The organism is Amycolatopsis sp. NPDC049252 (genome assembly GCF_043197175.1).
Lineage (GTDB): Bacteria > Actinomycetota > Actinomycetes > Mycobacteriales > Pseudonocardiaceae > Amycolatopsis.
The window spans coordinates 77,533-92,922 of sequence record NZ_JBICSQ010000017.1; the positions used below are offsets into that span (position 1 = coordinate 77,533).

Genomic DNA, 15,390 nt, shown 5'->3' on the forward strand with positions numbered 1-15,390 from the left:
CCTTCGTCCGGAGCTCTGACGCGCCGCTGACGGCACGCGGGACGGCGGTCACGCGCTGCCGGCCGGGCCCGTGCCCGCCGCCTGCAGCGACCTGGCCTCCCCCGGCTCGGGCCCCAGCTCGGCCGCGACCAGCCGGACCAGCGTGGACATCCGGTACCGCCCGTCCCGCGGCGCACGGAGCAGGTGGACGTCCGCGAGGGTGTTCAGCGCACCGCGGACGCGGGCCGGCTCGAGCCCGCTGCGGGCGGCGACCGCCGGTGCGTCGACGCCTGCGGAGCCGGCGTCCGGCCGGCCGCCCAGCAACCGGAAGACGTGCCTCGCGTCCGCCGACGACAGCCGGTCGTACCCCGCCCGGATCTGGGCCCGCAGGGTCAGCCCGCCGAAGGCGAGCTCGTCGAGCCGCCGCCGCTCGTCGCCGAGCTGGTCGGCCATTCCGGTCAGCGGCAGCTCCGGCCGGGCCGCCAGGCGCGCGGCCACGATCCGGATCGCCAGCGGCAGGTTCTCGCAGAGGCGGACGATCGTCCGCGCGGCCGCGGGCTCCGCCTCGACCCGGTCCGGTCCGGCCGTGCGGCGCAGCAGTTCGAGGGCCTCCTCGTCGTCCGGGACGTCCAGGGTGCGGTGCACGGAACCGTCGATCACGGTGAGCGCGCGCTTCCCGGTCACCAGCGCGGCGGAGGTGCCCGCCCCGGGCAGGAGCGGGCTGACGTGGGTGAGGCAGCCCGCACCGTCCACGACGACGAGCACCCGCCGGGTCGCGAGCGCCGACCGGAACACCGCGGCCAGCTCCTCTTCGCGGGACGGCAACGCGGTGACGCCCAGCTCGGGGAGCCAGCGGCGGAGGATCTCCGCCGGTTCGGGCGTGCTGCCGGGGTCGGTGTGCAGGTTGGCGTAGAGCTGGCCGTCGGGGAAGTGCGCGGCGAGCCGGTGTGCCGCGTGGACGGCGAGCGTGCTCTTCCCGACTCCCGCCGGGCCGCTGAGCATCCCGACCCGGCCCGATCCCGACCCGTCGAACCAGTCGCGGACCGCGGCCAGGTCGGCCCGGCGGCCCACGAACGTCGAGGTGTCCCGGGGCAGCTCGGCCGCCCGCCGGACCGGTTCGCGGACCGCGACCCGCTGCCGTGGCGGCCCGGGCGCGGTCCCCACGGACCAGGAACCGGCGGCCCGCCCGGACAGGATGTCCCGGTGCAGCTGCCGCAGCTGGGGCCCCGGCTCGATCCCGAGGTCCTCGCGCAGCCGGGCCCGGGCCCTGGCGTAGGCCGCGAGCGCGTCGGCCGGGCAGCCGATGCCCAGCAGCGCGACCATCAGCAGCGCCCACAGCCGCTCGCGGTAGGGGTGCGCGGCCACCAGGGTTTCCAGGCGGGGCACCAGCTCCGCCTGCCGTCCCAGCGCCAGCGCCGCCTCCGCGGCGTCCTCCGCGACGGCGATGCGCAGATCCTCCAGGCGCTGGGCGTCACCCTGCAGGGCCGTGGCCGACACGTCGGCGAAAGCGGGCCCCCGCCACAGGTCCAGGGCCGTCTGCAGGGCGGCGTACCCCTCGTCCGGGCGCCCGGCGTTGACCGCCGCGCGTCCGTGGGCCGCCAGCCGCTCGAAGCGGTGCAGGTCGAGCGCGCCGTCGGGCAGCACGATCCGGTAGCCGCCCGGCTCGGTCACCAGCGCGGTGTCCGAGTCGAACCTCAGGGCCTGGCGGAGCCGGTAGACGTAGGCCTGCAACGTGTTCTTGGCCTTGCCCGGCGGAGCGTCGCCCCACAGCTGGTCCTCCAGCTCGTGCACGGGCACGGTCTGCCCGGCCCGCAGCAGCAGGACCGCCAGCACGGTCCGCTGTTTGTCGGCGGCGATCTCGATCACCCCGTCGCCGTCGCGCACCTGGAGGCAGCCGAGGATCCGGAACTCCATCATGCTCGCGGTGCCGGTGGTGCACCGGCGGACGGGTGGACAGGACAACGGCGCGCACGATCCATGGATACCCCCAGCGGTTCCCGGTCACAGCCAAGACCATCATCGCGGCGGGGGCTGAACGCCTCGCTGAACGAGCCGAGTTCCGTCAGGCTTCCTCGCGGAGGCGGTCTTCGACCTCTTCCGGCGACATCTCCGCGATCTCCGCGATCAGCCGGGCCACCAGCTCCGGATCCCGCGGCTCGTCCCCGGCGGGCACGAAGCCGTGCTGCTCGGTGAGGGCGACGAGCTCCCCCGGGGTCTGCGCCACGTACAGCGCGTCGCCGGGCAGGCGGACGCCGGTCTCGTCGGCCAGCCTGGCGACGATGCGGGCGGCCAGCAGCGAATGACCGCCGAGCTCGAAGAAGTTGTCGTGGAGCCCGACCTCGTCCATGCCGAGCAGCTCCCGCCAGACGCGCAGGACGGTCTCCGGCAGCCCCACCGGCGTCGCCTCGACGGGCCGGTGCGCCGCCTCCGGCACCGCGGGCGCGGGTGCCACCCCGGTTCCGGGCACCGGATCCACCCAGTGCCGCCGTCGCTGGAAGGGATAGGTCGGCAGCGGGACGCGCGACCACGTCCCCCGGCGCCACAAGGACCAGTCCACCGGGGCGCCCACCTCCCACAGGCGCCCGATCGTCCGGGCCAGGTAAGCCCGGTCGTCGGCCTCGCGTTCCGGGCCGGGCAGGCCGCCGAGCGCGACCCGGTCGTCGCCGGTCCGGCCGGCGAGCGAGCGGAGGGTGGCGCCCGGACCGACCTCGAGGAGCACCGAAGGCGGCCCGCTCAGCAGCCGTTCCAGCCCTTCGTGGAAGCGGACCGGGGCGAGCAGGTGCCGGATCCAGTACTCCGGGTCCACGGCCTCGTCCGGGCTGATCCAGTCACCGGTCAGGTTGGAGACGAACGGGATTTCCGGCGGCCGGGGCGCGGCGGCGCGCAGCCGGGGCCGGAACCGCGCGGCCACCCCCGCCATCATCGGCGAGTGGAAGGCGTGGGACGTCCGCAGCCGGCGGCACGTGACGCCCTTCGCCCGCAGGCGGTCCTCCAGCGCCGCCACGGCGGGCACCGGCCCGGACACCGCGCAGAGGGCGGGCCCGTTCACGGCCGCGACCGCGACGTCGGCCCCGAGCACCGGGAGCACCTCCTCCACCGGCAGGTTGACGGTGAGCATGGCGCCGGGCGGCTGCTCCTGCATGAGCCGGGCCCGCTCGGCGACCAGGTCGAGCGCGGTGCCGAAGTCGAAGCACCCCGCGACGGTGGCGGCCACGTACTCGCCGACGCTGTGCCCGATCATCGCCGCCGGCCCGAGCCCGAGCTCCATCCAGAGGCGGGCGAGGGCGTGTTCGACGGCGAAGAGGGCGGGCTGGGTGTAGGCGGTGCGAGCCAGCAGCCGTGCGTTCTCGGCGGGATCCCCCGCGTACAGCAGGCCGGGGAGATCGAAGTCCAGCCGCTCGTCGGCGGCGTCGATCCAGCCGCGGAAGGTCTCCTCCGTCTCGTACAGCGCGCGCCCCATGCCGGTCCGCTGCGCGCCCTGGCCGGGGAACATGAAGACCACCCCGCGCTCGCGGGCGTCCAGCGCCGGCGGGCGCAGGGCGGCCAGCGCGTCGACCGCCGAGCCGAGGTCCGCGCAGGCGAGGGCCACCCGGCGGCGCTGCGGGGTGCGGCCGCTCTGCAGGGTGGCGGCGACGTCCGCCAGCCCGGCGTCCGGGCGGGCCTTCAGGTGCTCCCGGAGCCGGTCCGCCAGCTCGGCCAGCGGCTCGTCCTCGCGGGCGGACAGCGGCAGCACCTCGTACTCGCGCCCGGCCGGCTCGGCCGGAGCCGGGGCCGGGGCCGGCGGCTCCTCCAGGACCATGTGCGCGTTCGTCCCGCCGATGCCGAAGGAGCTGATCGCCGCCCGCCGCCGTCCGCCGTGGTCCGGCCACGGAGCCGCGCGGGTGGACAGGCGGAACCGGCCACCGTCGAGGTCGATGTCGGGGTTGGGCCGGGTGAAGTGCGGGCTGGGCGGCAGCACGCCGTTTTCCAGCGCCAGCACCGTTTTGATGAGCCCCGCGACGCCCGCGGCCCCGGAGAGGTGGCCGACCTGCGCCTTCAGGGTGCCGAGCGTGCACGGCGGGCCGTCACCGCCGAACGCCTCGGTCAGCGCCTCGAACTCGATCGGGTCGCCGAGGGACGTGCCCGTGCCGTGCGTCTCCACGTAGGTGATCGTGCTCGGGTCCACGCCCGCGACGCGGTGCGCGGCGCGGATGACGGTGACCTGCCCGTCCACCCCGGGCGCGGTGAAGCTCATCCGCCGGGCGCCGTCGTTGTTCACCGCCGAACCCAGGATGACGGCGTGGATCGTGTCGCGGTCGGAGACCGCGTCGGCCAGCGGCTTGAGCACGACCACGCCGACGCCGTTGCCGAAGACCGTCCCGTCGGCGCCGGCGTCGAACGGCAGGCAGTGCCCGGTCGAGGAGAACACCGAACCGGGGGTGTACAGGTACCCCTCGTGCTGCGGCACGTGGACGGTGACCCCGCCGGCCAGCGCCATCTCGCACTCACCGGCGATCAGCGCCTGGCAGGCCATGTGCACGGAAACCAGCGACGACGAGCAGGACGCCTGGACGCTCAGGCTCGGCCCGCGCAGGTCGAGGTGGTAGGAGACCCGCGCCGCCAGCATGTCCTTTTCGGTGGCCAGCAGGAACTCCTGCGGGCTCGTGTGGTCCAGGGCCCCGGGCGTCTTCAGCAGGTGCGAAAGCAGGTAGGCGTTCTGGCTGACGCCGGCGTACACCCCCACCGGCGCGCCGCCGGTGCGCGGGGCGTACCCCGCGTCTTCCATGGCGGCCCAGGCGCATTCGAGGAAGACGCGCTGCTGCGGGTCGAGCAGGGCCGCGTCCCGGGGCGAGTACCCGAACAGCAGGTTGTCGAAGTACTCGACGCCGTCGAGCACGCCGTGGACGTGCCGGTACTCGGGCCGTCCGGCCAGTTCCGGCGCCACTCCGGCGGCGATCGCGTCGTCCGCGGTGAACGACGTGACCTGCTCGGCGCCGCCGAGCACGTTGTCCCAGAACCGGCCGACCGAGCCGGCACCGGGGAACCGGCCGGCCATGCCCACGACGGCGATCTCGAGTCCGGTCGCCTGCTCCGCGGTCATCGCTCGCCCCCGCTCATGGCCGCCCGGCGGCGATCGCGGGCGGCCGCGGTCAGCCTGCTGCGGCCGCGGCCGGGGTCCGCTTCGGCGGCCGGCGCGCCCGCCTCGCCGGCGGCTTCGAGGTGGCGCACCAGCAGGTGCACCGTCGGGTTGCGGAAGAGCGTGACCATCGAGATCTCCCGTTCCAGCGACCGGACCAGCCGGGCCCGCAGCCGCATCAGCAGCAGTGAAGTCCCGCCGATGTCGAAGAAGTTGTCGTGCATGCCGACGTTCTCGTGCCCGAGGACCGCGGCCCAGGCGGCGGCGACCTGCTCCGCCGTCCCGGCACCGGGCGTGATCCGGTCACCGGCCGGCGCGCCGAAGGGGTCGGGCAGGGCGGCGCGGTCGATCTTGCCGTTCGGGTTCAGCGGCAGGGCGTCGAGCACCACGACCGTCGACGGCACCATGTGCTCCGGCAGCCGGTCCGCCGCGAAGGCCCGCACGTCCGCGCCGGTGAGGCCGGCCCCGGTCACGTAGCCGGCCAGCCGCCGCTCGCCGCCGGTGCCGTGCGGCACGACGACGGCCTGCCCCACGCCCGGGTGGCGGGCCAGGACGGCGGCGACCTCGCCGGGCTCGACGCGGTAGCCCATGATCTTGACCTGGTCGTCACCGCGCCCGACGAACTCCAGGTCCCCGGTCGGCAGCCGCCGGACCAGGTCACCGGTCACGTACATCCGCGCACCGGGCTCGTCGGGACACGGCGTGAAGACGGCGGCGGTCGACGCGGGGGCACCGAGGTAGCCGCGGGCCAGGTTCTCCCCCGTGATGCCCAGGATCCCCGTGTCGCCGTCGGGCACCGGCTCGTGGTCCGGGCCGAGGACGTGCACGCGCACCCCCCGGAACGGGCGGCCGAGCGGGACCGTCGCCGTCTCGGGCAGGTTGGGAGGCACCGGGTAGGCGAGCATCGACACCGTGGTTTCGGTCGGCCCGTAGTGGTTTTCGACGGCCAGCTCCGGCCGGGCGGCGCGGACCCGCCGGACCAGGTTCGGCGGCAACGGCTCACCCGCGCAGATCAGCAGCCGCCGCGGCAGCACCCCGGCGACGGCGGTGCCGTCCCCGCCCGCCAGGGCGGCGAGGTGGCTCGGGACCAGCTTCATCGCGTCGATCCGGTGCCGGGCGAAGTAGTCCGCCAGCGCTTCGGCGTCGACGGCCTGTTCCCGGGACAGCACGTGCAGCCGGCCGCCGGTGGTCAGCGCCGCGAACACGTTGGTGCTGCCGAGGTCCGCGGAGAACGTGGACAGCAGGGCCCACGACCACCCCGGTTCGATCCGCTCGGACAGGCCGTCCAGGTAGTGGGCGTACTGCCGGTGCTCGACCGCGACAGCCTTGGGCTCGCCGGTCGAACCCGAGGTGAACAGCACGTAGCACAACGCCGAGGCGGGCGTGGGCGGCCGGGCCGGCCCCACCTCGCCGTGGTCCTCCCCCAGCACGACGACGGGCCGCCCGGCGACCCTCGCCGCCAGCTCCGGGGTCGTCACCACGGCCACCGCGCCCGCCGCGGAAAGCAGGGCGTCGACCCGGGTTTCGGGGTACTCGGGATCGAGGGGCAGGTAGGCGCCGCCGGCCCGCAGGATGCCCAGCATGCCCGTGATCATCGCCGCCGAACGGGGGACCAGGAGACCCACCGGGCGATCCGGCCCTGCGCCGAACGACGCAAGCCGCGCGGCCACCCGCTCCGCCCGGCTTTCCAGTTCGCCGTAGGTGAGGTCGCCGTCGGGCCCGGTGACCGCGATCTTCGACGGGGCCGCCCGCGTCTGCGCGGCGATCAGTTCGTGCAGCGTCGTTCCTTCGGTGGCTCCCATGAACGCAATGGTCGTGTCCCACACTGACTCAGCGCTGAACCGGCGGTAACCCGCCCGCCATTGCGACGATCGGGCGCCCGATACGTTCATTCGAGTGAAGATCGTTTTCGCGTGACAACAGTCCGGAATATGAAACAGATCACGCGATCGATTTCCGCGCCGTACCCCGAGAACGATCTCCGTGACGAGATCGAAACGTTCCGCTACAGTGGCTGGAGCGTGCTCGAGGGCACGCCGAGCACCGACCTGGGGGCCGGTGCAGCACAGGAATTCTGGGGGATGATGACCATCATGGGCTTTCCGAGCGCCCAATCGGGATCCGGGAAAAGACTCCGTGTTTGACCGGCGGCAAAAACCGCGGTGACGACGAAGTCCACCCGAAAGTCCGGATCGAGCTCGATGGCGCAATACCGCCTCGCACGATACCGAAATCCGGGTTCGTGCCGGCCACACCAAGGAGTCTGATGACCGTTCACGTCCTGGGACCCGTCGAAATAACCAAGCATGGTGCACCAGTTCCGGTCAGACGGCGGAAACAACGCCTGCTCATCGCGCTCCTCGCCACCAAGGCCAACCAGCTCGTCCCGCTGTCGCGGATCATCGAGGTGCTGTGGGAGCACGACATCCCGAAAGCGGCGCGCAACCAGGTGCACGTCCACGTCGCGGCCGTGCGGCGCGCGCTCGCCGCGAGCGAGGGTGACCCGGCGGCGGTGGAAACCTGTCCCACCGGCTACATCCTGCACGCGCCACCGGCCGACGTGGATCTCGTGCGGTTCGACACCGCCGTGGCCGCCGGGGAAAGCGCGCTCGCCGCCGGCCGCCTGACCGAGGCGGGCCGCCTGTTCCACGCCGCGCTGACGACCTGGCGGGGCACTCCGCTCGACGGGCTCGACGACCTCTTCGCCCACGCCGAAGCCGCCCGGCTCACGGAAAGACGGCTGCGCGTGCTGGCCCACCAGCTGGACGTCGGGCTGGCCCTGGGCCGGTACGCCGACCTCGTGCCCGAGCTGGCCGGGCTGCTCACGACCGATCCCCTGCACGAAGGCTTCCGCCGCCGTTACATGCTCGCCCTCTACGGCGCGGGCCGGTGCGCCGACGCCTTGGCGGTCTTCCGGGACGGCCGGCGCGTGCTCGGCGACGAACTCGGCATCGAGCCGACCAAGGAGTTGCAGGCCACCGAGGTGGCGATCCTGCGGGGCACGCCGGTCGAACAGCTGGTGGGCGAGCTGCTGCCGGCCGCCCACCGGGACGGCCCCGCCGACTGGAGCCCGCGACCCCGGCCGCGGCAGCTTCCCGCACAGGCCAACCACTTCGTGGGACGCACCCAGGTGCTCGGGCGGCTCGACGACCTGCTCGTCCGGCGCCGCAGCCCGGTGCTGGTCACCGGGCCCAGCGGGATCGGGAAGACGGCGGTGTGCACCCGGTGGGCGCACGGCAACGCGGCCGAGTTCCCCGACGGCACGCTGTACCTCGACCTGCGCGGGTCCGGCCCGTCACCGGTCGGGCCCGCCGAGGCGCTCGGCCGGTTCCTCCGCGCGCTCGGCACCCCGGCGGACCGGATTCCGGCCGACCCCAACGAAGCCGCGGCCGACTACCGCTCGCTGGTCGCGTCGACCCGTTCCCTGGTCCTGCTGGACGACGCGCTGTCGGCCGCGCAGGTGCGGCCGCTGCTGCCGGGCACGCCGTCCTGCCGGGTCCTCGTGACCAGCCGCCACCGGCTCGACGACCTGACCGTGCGCGACGGGGTCGAACCGATCCGGCTCGACGCGCTGTCGGCCGCGGAGGCGGGTGATCTGCTCGCCGCGATCGCCGGCCACCGCCGGCTGCACGACGAGCCGACGGGCAGCATCGCCCAGCTCGCCGAGGCGTGCGAATACCGGCCGACGGCGTTGCGCGGGGTCGCCCGCCAGCTCGCCGAGCGGCCCGAGTTGCGCATCGACGGCTATCTCAAGGAAATCCTCGCCGCTTCGGGCTGTCCCTGACCCGGCGATCGTCCTGGTGGGCTGAAAGCGCCTTCAGCCCACCAGGCCTTCGCGGACGCTGCGGGGCCGGACGTCCCGCCACACCTGTTCGATGTGGGCGGCGCAGTCGTCCTCGGTGCCGGTCCGCCCGGCCTCGCGCCAGCCGGGTGGGAGCTCCTTGCCGCTCGGCCGGATCGAGTACTGCTCCTCGTCGTTGACGACGACCACGTGGGTCACTTCGCCCCTCCTGCGGGTTGCTCGTCGGGGTCGGTCACGATGTGCCGGAGCGCGTCCAGCAGCAGCCCGGACGCCGCCCCGGCCAGTGCGCGCCCGCCGCGGCCCGCGCCGACCCGGACGGACAGGTCCCACTCCGGGGCCGCCGGCCGGCGGGCCACCGTCACCGAGAGCGGGAACCCGTTGCGGTCGCCGAACCACCACTCGTGCGCGCGGATCGCCCGCAGTGCCCCGACTCCGTCGTAGGCCCGGAAGTCGGCGAAGTTGAACAGCACGTCGGGTGGCCCGAACCCGGTCACCGCCCGCAGCTCGGCCGGCGGGAAAAGCCGGTGCCGCAGGTGGGCTCGCTCGGCCTCGAACGCGGCGCGGACCAGCGAGCGCCACGATCCGTCCGGGAGCTCCAGTCTCAGCGGGAGGGTGTTGACGAACATGCCGACCACGGCGTCGGCGCCGCTGCGCTCCGGACGGCCGTTCGTCACGAGCCCGGTGAGCACGTCGGCGGTCCCGGTGAGCTCGCCGAGCATCCACAGGTGGGCGGCGAGGTAGACGGACTTCGGCGGCACGCCGGACCTGACCGCGAACCGGCGGACTCGCGCGGTCAGCGACGCCTCCAGCGGCACGGTCAGCAGCATTTCCTCTTCCGAGCCGGCGCCGGTCCACAGTGGACCAGCCTGGTAGCCGTCGAGCAGGGCCTTCCAGTAGGCGGCCGTGTCCGGATCGGCGGCGGCCTTCCGTTCCAGCGCGACGAAATCGCGGTATCGCACGCCGGGCGCCGCGGCCGGTGCGCCACCCCCGCCGAGTTCCCGGTCGTAGGCCTGCAGCAGGTCCGCCATGACCACGGCGAAGCTCCACCCGTCGACCACCGAGTGGTGCACGGACACCGCGAGGTGCCAGGTGCCGTCCGGGTGGCGCAGGACGTGGCACCGGGCGAGCGGCGCCGCGGCGAGGTCGAACGGTTTCCGCCACTGGCCCGTCCACCACCGCTCCAGCGCTTCACCGGGATCGGCGGCGGGCGCGTCGAGCAGGGTCAGCGGGATCGGCGCGGCCGCGTGCACCAGCTGCGTCGGCTCCGGGTGGCCGACCAGGTCGAAGGACGTGCGCAGCAGTTCGTGACGGGCCGAAACGGCGTCCAAGGCGCGGCGCAGCGCGTCCTCGTCGAGCGGCCCGGACAGCCGCACGGCACTGACGTCGTGGTAGAGCGTGGGATCTTCGGTGATCTCGCACTCGTAGATGACCCCGGCCTGCAGGAGCGCGGCCGGGTACGCGTGCTCGTCGGCGGTGCCGGGTTCCGGGGAGTCGTCGCCGGCGTCGCCGTCCGGGCCGGCCGCGACCAGCTCGGCGATCGTGGGGTGCTCGAACAGGCCGTGCACGCTGAGCCCGAGACCCGCCTCGCGCGCCTGGGACACGACGCGGATCGCGGACATGGAATCCCCGCCGAGCGCGAAGAAGTCGTCGTCCGGGCCGACCCGGCCGACCCCGAGCACCTCGGCGACGATGCCGGCGAGCACGTCGGCCGGATCTCCGCTCGAGTCCACTGTGGAAGGTTCGGCGTGCTGTTCCGGCTGCCGGTCCCGCAGCGCCGCCCGGTCGAGCTTTCCGTTGGCGGTCAACGGAAGCGCGTCGAGTTCGGCGAGGGTCGACGGGATGAGGTGCGCGGGCAGCTTCTCCGCCAGCGCGCCCCGGAGCTCGCGCCGGTCGAGCGCGGCACCGGCGGCGGCCACCACGAAACCGGCCAGGTGCGCCACGCCGTCCCGGTCGTGGCGGAGGACGACGGCGGCGGCGTCCACGCCGGGCAGCGCGGTGAGCGCGGCCTCGATTTCCGCGGGCTCCACCCGGAACCCGCGGAACTGGACCTGGTCGTCCACCCGGCCGAGGAACACCAGCTCACCGTCCCGCACGGCGGCGAGGTCGCCGGTGCGGTAGCGACGCGCGCCCGGCGGGCCGTCCGGATCGGGCACGAAACGCCGGGCGGTCAGGCCGGGACGGCCGAGGTAGCCGCCCGCGACGCCGGCCCCGCCGACGTACACCTCACCGGCCTGACCGGGCGGGACCGGGCCGAGGGCGGCGTCGAGCAGGCTGACCCGGAGGTCTTCGAGCGGCGCCCCGATCGGACTGCCCTCACCGGTGGCGTCCCGGTGGGCGAGCCGCCGCGCGGTGACGTGCACCGTGGTCTCGGTGATGCCGTACATGTTGACCAGCTGCGGCGTGCGGTCACCGTAGCGGTCGAACCACGGCAGCAGCGCGGCCGGTTCCAGCGCCTCGCCCCCGAACACGACCAGCCGCAGCGCGGTGTCCGGCCAGCCGGCCGCCCCGGCGGCCCGGATCAGCTGGCGGAAGGCCGACGGGGTCTGGCTCAGCACGGTGACCCGCTGCCCGGTCAGCAGCCGCCAGAACGCCTCGGGGTCGCGGCTGACCTCGTAGGGCACCACGACGACGCGGCCGCCGTGCAGCAGCGCGCCCCACAGCTCCCACACCGAGAAGTCGAACGCGTAGGAGTGGAACAGCGTCCAGGTGTCGTCCGCGGTGACGCCGAACTCCGCGTGGGTCACCGCGAACAGCCGGGTCACGTTGGCGTGGCTGACGATCACGCCCTTGGGTTTCCCGGTGGAGCCGGAGGTGTGGATGACGTAGGCGGTGTTGCCCGGCCGGGCCGTCACCGTCGCGGCCGCCGGCTCCGGTTCCGCCGCGCCCGGGTCTTCGTCGAGCGCGACGAACGGCACGCCGGGTACCCGGCCGGCGAACCGGCGCTGGCCGACGACGACCGGGCAGCGGCAGTCGGCGAGCACGAACTCGAGCCGGCCCGCCGGGTACCGCGGGTCGAGCGGGACGTAGCCCCCACCGGCCTTGAGCACCCCGAGCACGGCGACGACGAGGTCGGCGTCGCGGTCGGCGCACAGGCCGACGAGCACCTCGGGCCGCACGCCGGCGGCCCGCAACCGGATCGCGAGCCGGTCGGCCGCCTCGTCGAGCTCGCGGTAGGTCAGTTCCCGCTGCCCGTCGGTGACGGCGACGCGGTCCGGGGTCCGCCGCGCCTGGGCGGCGAACAGCTCGTGCAGGCAGCCCGCCGGCCGGGGCCCGCCGGGTTCGGGGAGCGCGGCCGCGGCCGTGCGATCGGTGCTGGTTGTCATCTGACCGGCGCCCTTCCTGCCGAATCCGCGTTCTGCCGCGGTGCCGTCCCAGCCTCCGGCAGCTCCCTGAACGGTGTGCTGAACACCGGCGTCCGCGGGGCCGCGACCAGTTCGGCCAGTGCCCGCAGGACCTCGTCCAGAAGGCTTTCCGCGCTGGCGCCGTCGAAGAGCTCGGTCGCGTACTCGAGATCCAGCACGAGCCGGTCCGGCCGCCGGTAGGCCTGCAGGTTGAGGTCGTACCGGGTGGTGCCCGGGTTGACCAGCTCGACGGAGACCGCCAGCCCGCCTTCGGCGAACTCGTAGAACTCCAGGTCCTGGTAGGCGAACACCGCGTCGAAGAGCGGGTTGCGGGCGGGGTCGCGCGGGCGGCCCAGCCGCTTGGCCAGCCGGTCCGCCGGATAGTCCGGATAGGACAGTGCGGCGGACCGGCGGGCCTCGAGCTGCCGGAGCAGGTCGGCCAGGCTCGCGCCGGGGGCCGGTTCCGCCCGCAGCCCCACCACGTTGGCGAACATGCCGACCACCCCGTCCAGGTCGGGGTGGGCGGTGCGCCCGCTCGTCGGGGTGCCGATCAGGAAGCCGGAATGCCCGGACCGCCGGGCGAGCGCCGCGGCGTAGGCGGTGAGCACGGCGGTGAACGGTGTCGTGCCGGCCTGCCGGGCGGCCTGCTCGATGCCGGCGAGGTCGCCTTCGGACAGCTCCCGGCGGGCCACCGCGCCACGCGTCGCCCGCCGCGTCCCCCGCGGGCGGTCGAGGACCAGGTCCGGGCCCGGCGCCCCGGCCAGCTCGGCGAGCCAGAACGCTTCGGCCGCCGGGTCGTCGCCGAGGTCGTGGCACCACTGCGCGGCACCGGCGAAGCTCGGCGCCGGCGCGGGCGGTTCGCCGCCCTGGTAGAGCTCGAGCAGGTCGGCGACCAGGACCCGCAGCGAAAGGCCGTCGAGCACGATGTGGTGGACGTCCAGGTAGAGGTCGTGCCGGCCGGGCCCGGCCGGGATCAGGAGCGCACGCAGCAACGGGGGCCGGTCGAGCCGGAACGGGCACACGAACCGGCCGAGCACGTCCGGTACCGGCCCGTCGAGCACCTCGAAGGCGACTTCGGTGTCCGCCGTCGCGACCTGGCGCACCCCGCCGTCGGCGAGCACGAACCTCATCCGCAGCGCGTCGTGCCGTCCGGCGAGCGCCCGCAGCGCCTGCCGCAGCCGCGCCGGTTCGAGGGGCCCGCGCACCCGCAGCCGCACCGGCACGTTGTAGGCGACGGAGTCCGGATCGGCCGCCCAATGCGCGTAGAGGCCGAGCTGGTGCGGGTGCAGGGGCACGCGGGTACCGGGCGCCGGCTCGGGAATCGGCGGGGTGGCCCCGGTGGCCGCGCCGGCCAGGGCCGCGGTCATCTCCGCGAGCGTGCGGGCCCGCATCGCCTCGGCGAAGCCGAGCCGGACGCCGAGCCGCCGGTCCAGCTTGCCCAGCAGCGCGCCGAGCTTGAGGGAGGTGCCGCCGATCGCCAGGAAGTCCTCGGCCGGGCCGATCGTCTCCGGTGGCAGGCCGAGCACCTCGCCCCACAGCTCGGCGAGCCGTCCCTCCGCCTCGGTGTGCCGCGCCTCGGCCCGGGCCGAGGCTGGCTCGGGCAGCTCGGCGGCGTCGATCTTCCCGTTGGCGTTCAACGGGAAGCGGTCCAGCCACACGTACTGGTCGGGCAGCAGGTAGCTCGGCAGGGCCGCCGCGAGCGCCGACCGGACGGCCGCCTCGCCGGTGTCCGGCGCGACGAGGTAGGCGACGAGGCGCTTGTCGTGCACGGTGTCACCGACCGGGCGGACGTGCGCGTCGCGGACCCCCGGCAGCGTCAGCAGCGCCGTGGTCACCTCGGCGGTTTCGATGCGGTGGCCGCGGATCTTCACCTGCCCGTCGACCCGGCCGTGGAAGTGCAGCAGGCCGTCGGCGTCCTGGTGCACGTGATCGCCGGTGCGGTAGTACCGCTCGCCGTCGACGTCGACGAAGCGTTCCGCGGTCAGCTCGGGCCGGTTGAGGTAACCGCGCGCGATCCCGGTCCCGCCGGTGCAGAGCTCGCCGACCACCCCCGGCGGCACCGGCGCGCGATCCTCGTCGAGCACGAGGACGGTGGTGCCGTCGATCGGCCTGCCGATGGGGATCGGCCGGTCGTAGTCGGTGTCGATCGGGTGGAGGGTGGTGAAGACGGTGTTCTCGGTCGGCCCGTAGGCGCTGTGCAGGGCCAGGTCCGGGCAGTGCTCGCGCACGAGGTTGACGTGCCGCGGCGACACGACGTCCCCGCCGGTGAACACCTTCTCGAGCGGCGCGAAGATCCCCGGTTCGTCGTCGACGAGCTGGTTGAACAGCGCCGAGGTCACGAACGCGAGGGTGACGCGGTGCTCCCGCAGCGCGGCGGCGAACCTGGTCGGGACGACGACGGTCGCGGGGTCGACGACGCACAACCGGGCGCCGTTGAGCAGCGCGCCCCAGATCTCCATGGTTGCGGCGTCGAACTCGAGCGGGCTGGCGTGCAGGACGTGGTCGCCGGCGGAGAAGGCGAGGAACCGCGGCTCGTGGGTGATCCGGAAGATCCCGGCGTGTTCGATGAGCACGCCCTTGGGTTTCCCGGTGCTCCCCGAGGTGAAGAGCACGTACGCGAGCGGCGAGCGTTCGTCCAGCGGAGGCGGCGCGGGGACGGTGCCGGTACCACTCCCCCACGCCTCGGCCTGGGCGAGGCCGACGACCTCGACCCCCGCCGGCGCCGCTTCGGAGACGACCGCCACGGCCCCGGCCTCGGCCACGACGATCCCGATTTCGTTGTCCGCCAGCAGCTCACCGATCCGGCGCCCGGGCGTGGCCGGGCTGACGGGTACGTAGGCACCCCCGGCGAGAACGATGCCGACCGCGGCGACGACGGCGTCCACCCCACGGGCGAAGGCCATGCCGACCAGCGTCTCCCGCTCCACGCCCAGCCGCCTGAGCCCGGCGGCCACCGCCGAAGCCCTGGTGGCCAGCCGGCGGTAGGTCAGCGTGGTGTCACCACAGACCGCGACGGCGTCGGGCCGCCGGCGGACCTGGTCGAGAAAGCATTCGTCGAGACGAAGCGAACCCACGGACCCCCCTCACTCCAGCAACGCCTCGAAGTATCGAGACGAGGAGCAGCGGATCCCTGAACACCACGCTGAACGACA

At 74.5% G+C, this 15,390-nt stretch carries 8 protein-coding genes; 2 read left to right on the forward strand and 6 right to left on the reverse strand.

The features are described from left to right. Window positions 1-48 precede the first annotated feature (48 nt). The 3 genes from ACGFMK_RS20845 to ACGFMK_RS20855 form a co-directional block, all read right to left on the reverse strand. Entirely contained in the window at window positions 49-1,941 is a 1,893-nt protein-coding gene (locus ACGFMK_RS20845) for a BTAD domain-containing putative transcriptional regulator (protein ID WP_392765433.1), read from the reverse strand. A gap of 100 nt (window positions 1,942-2,041) precedes the next feature. Beyond that, entirely contained in the window at window positions 2,042-5,059 is a 3,018-nt protein-coding gene (locus ACGFMK_RS20850; protein WP_392765436.1) for a type I polyketide synthase, read from the reverse strand. Continuing rightward, window positions 5,056-6,897 carry an amino acid adenylation domain-containing protein gene (locus ACGFMK_RS20855; protein WP_392765439.1) on the reverse strand — a complete coding sequence of 614 codons (1,842 nt, stop codon included), beginning with the start codon at window positions 6,895-6,897 and terminating at the stop codon, window positions 5,056-5,058. Before ACGFMK_RS20855 ends, ACGFMK_RS20850 begins: the two co-directional genes overlap by 4 nt. Before the next feature lie 129 nt (window positions 6,898-7,026). Between ACGFMK_RS20855 and ACGFMK_RS20860 the strand changes: the two genes are divergently transcribed. Together ACGFMK_RS20860 and ACGFMK_RS20865 are read left to right on the forward strand one after the other, a co-directional pair. Beyond that, window positions 7,027-7,239: a hypothetical protein gene (locus tag ACGFMK_RS20860; RefSeq protein ID WP_392765442.1), complete on the forward strand. Its 213-nt coding sequence runs from the start codon at window positions 7,027-7,029 to the stop codon at window positions 7,237-7,239. Window positions 7,240-7,361: 122 nt separating this feature from the next. Then, entirely contained in the window at window positions 7,362-8,879 is a 1,518-nt protein-coding gene (locus ACGFMK_RS20865; RefSeq protein ID WP_392765444.1) for a BTAD domain-containing putative transcriptional regulator, read from the forward strand. Window positions 8,880-8,912: 33 nt separating this feature from the next. Here ACGFMK_RS20865 and ACGFMK_RS20870 read toward each other — a convergent pair whose 3' ends face one another. Genes ACGFMK_RS20870 through ACGFMK_RS20880 form a run of 3 tightly spaced genes read right to left on the reverse strand, consistent with a single transcriptional unit; the run spans window position 8,913 to window position 15,312 of the window. Next, on the reverse strand, window positions 8,913-9,095 hold the full coding sequence (locus tag ACGFMK_RS20870) for an MbtH family protein (protein WP_392765447.1): 183 nt from the start codon (window positions 9,093-9,095) through the stop codon (window positions 8,913-8,915). After that, window positions 9,092-12,220, reverse strand: a complete 3,129-nt coding sequence (locus tag ACGFMK_RS20875; protein WP_392765450.1) for an amino acid adenylation domain-containing protein — start codon at window positions 12,218-12,220, stop codon at window positions 9,092-9,094. Before ACGFMK_RS20875 ends, ACGFMK_RS20870 begins: the two co-directional genes overlap by 4 nt. After that, the gene (locus ACGFMK_RS20880) at window positions 12,217-15,312 is read right to left on the reverse strand and encodes an amino acid adenylation domain-containing protein (RefSeq protein ID WP_392765451.1); all 3,096 of its coding nucleotides are present in this window, start codon (window positions 15,310-15,312) and stop codon (window positions 12,217-12,219) included. Before ACGFMK_RS20880 ends, ACGFMK_RS20875 begins: the two co-directional genes overlap by 4 nt. Window positions 15,313-15,390: the final 78 nt, after the last annotated feature.

Bases quoted from the DNA above. Each gene is read 5' to 3' on its own strand.
- ACGFMK_RS20850 (WP_392765436.1), bottom strand. From the start codon at position 5,059: ATGACCGCGGAGCAGGCGACCGGACTCGAGATCGCCGTCGTGGGCATG.
- ACGFMK_RS20855 (WP_392765439.1), bottom strand. From the start codon at position 6,897: ATGGGAGCCACCGAAGGAACGACGCTGCACGAACTGATCGCCGCGCAG.
- ACGFMK_RS20860 (WP_392765442.1), top strand. From the start codon at position 7,027: ATGAAACAGATCACGCGATCGATTTCCGCGCCGTACCCCGAGAACGAT.
- ACGFMK_RS20865 (WP_392765444.1), top strand. From the start codon at position 7,362: ATGACCGTTCACGTCCTGGGACCCGTCGAAATAACCAAGCATGGTGCA.
- ACGFMK_RS20875 (WP_392765450.1), bottom strand. From the start codon at position 12,220: ATGACAACCAGCACCGATCGCACGGCCGCGGCCGCGCTCCCCGAACCC.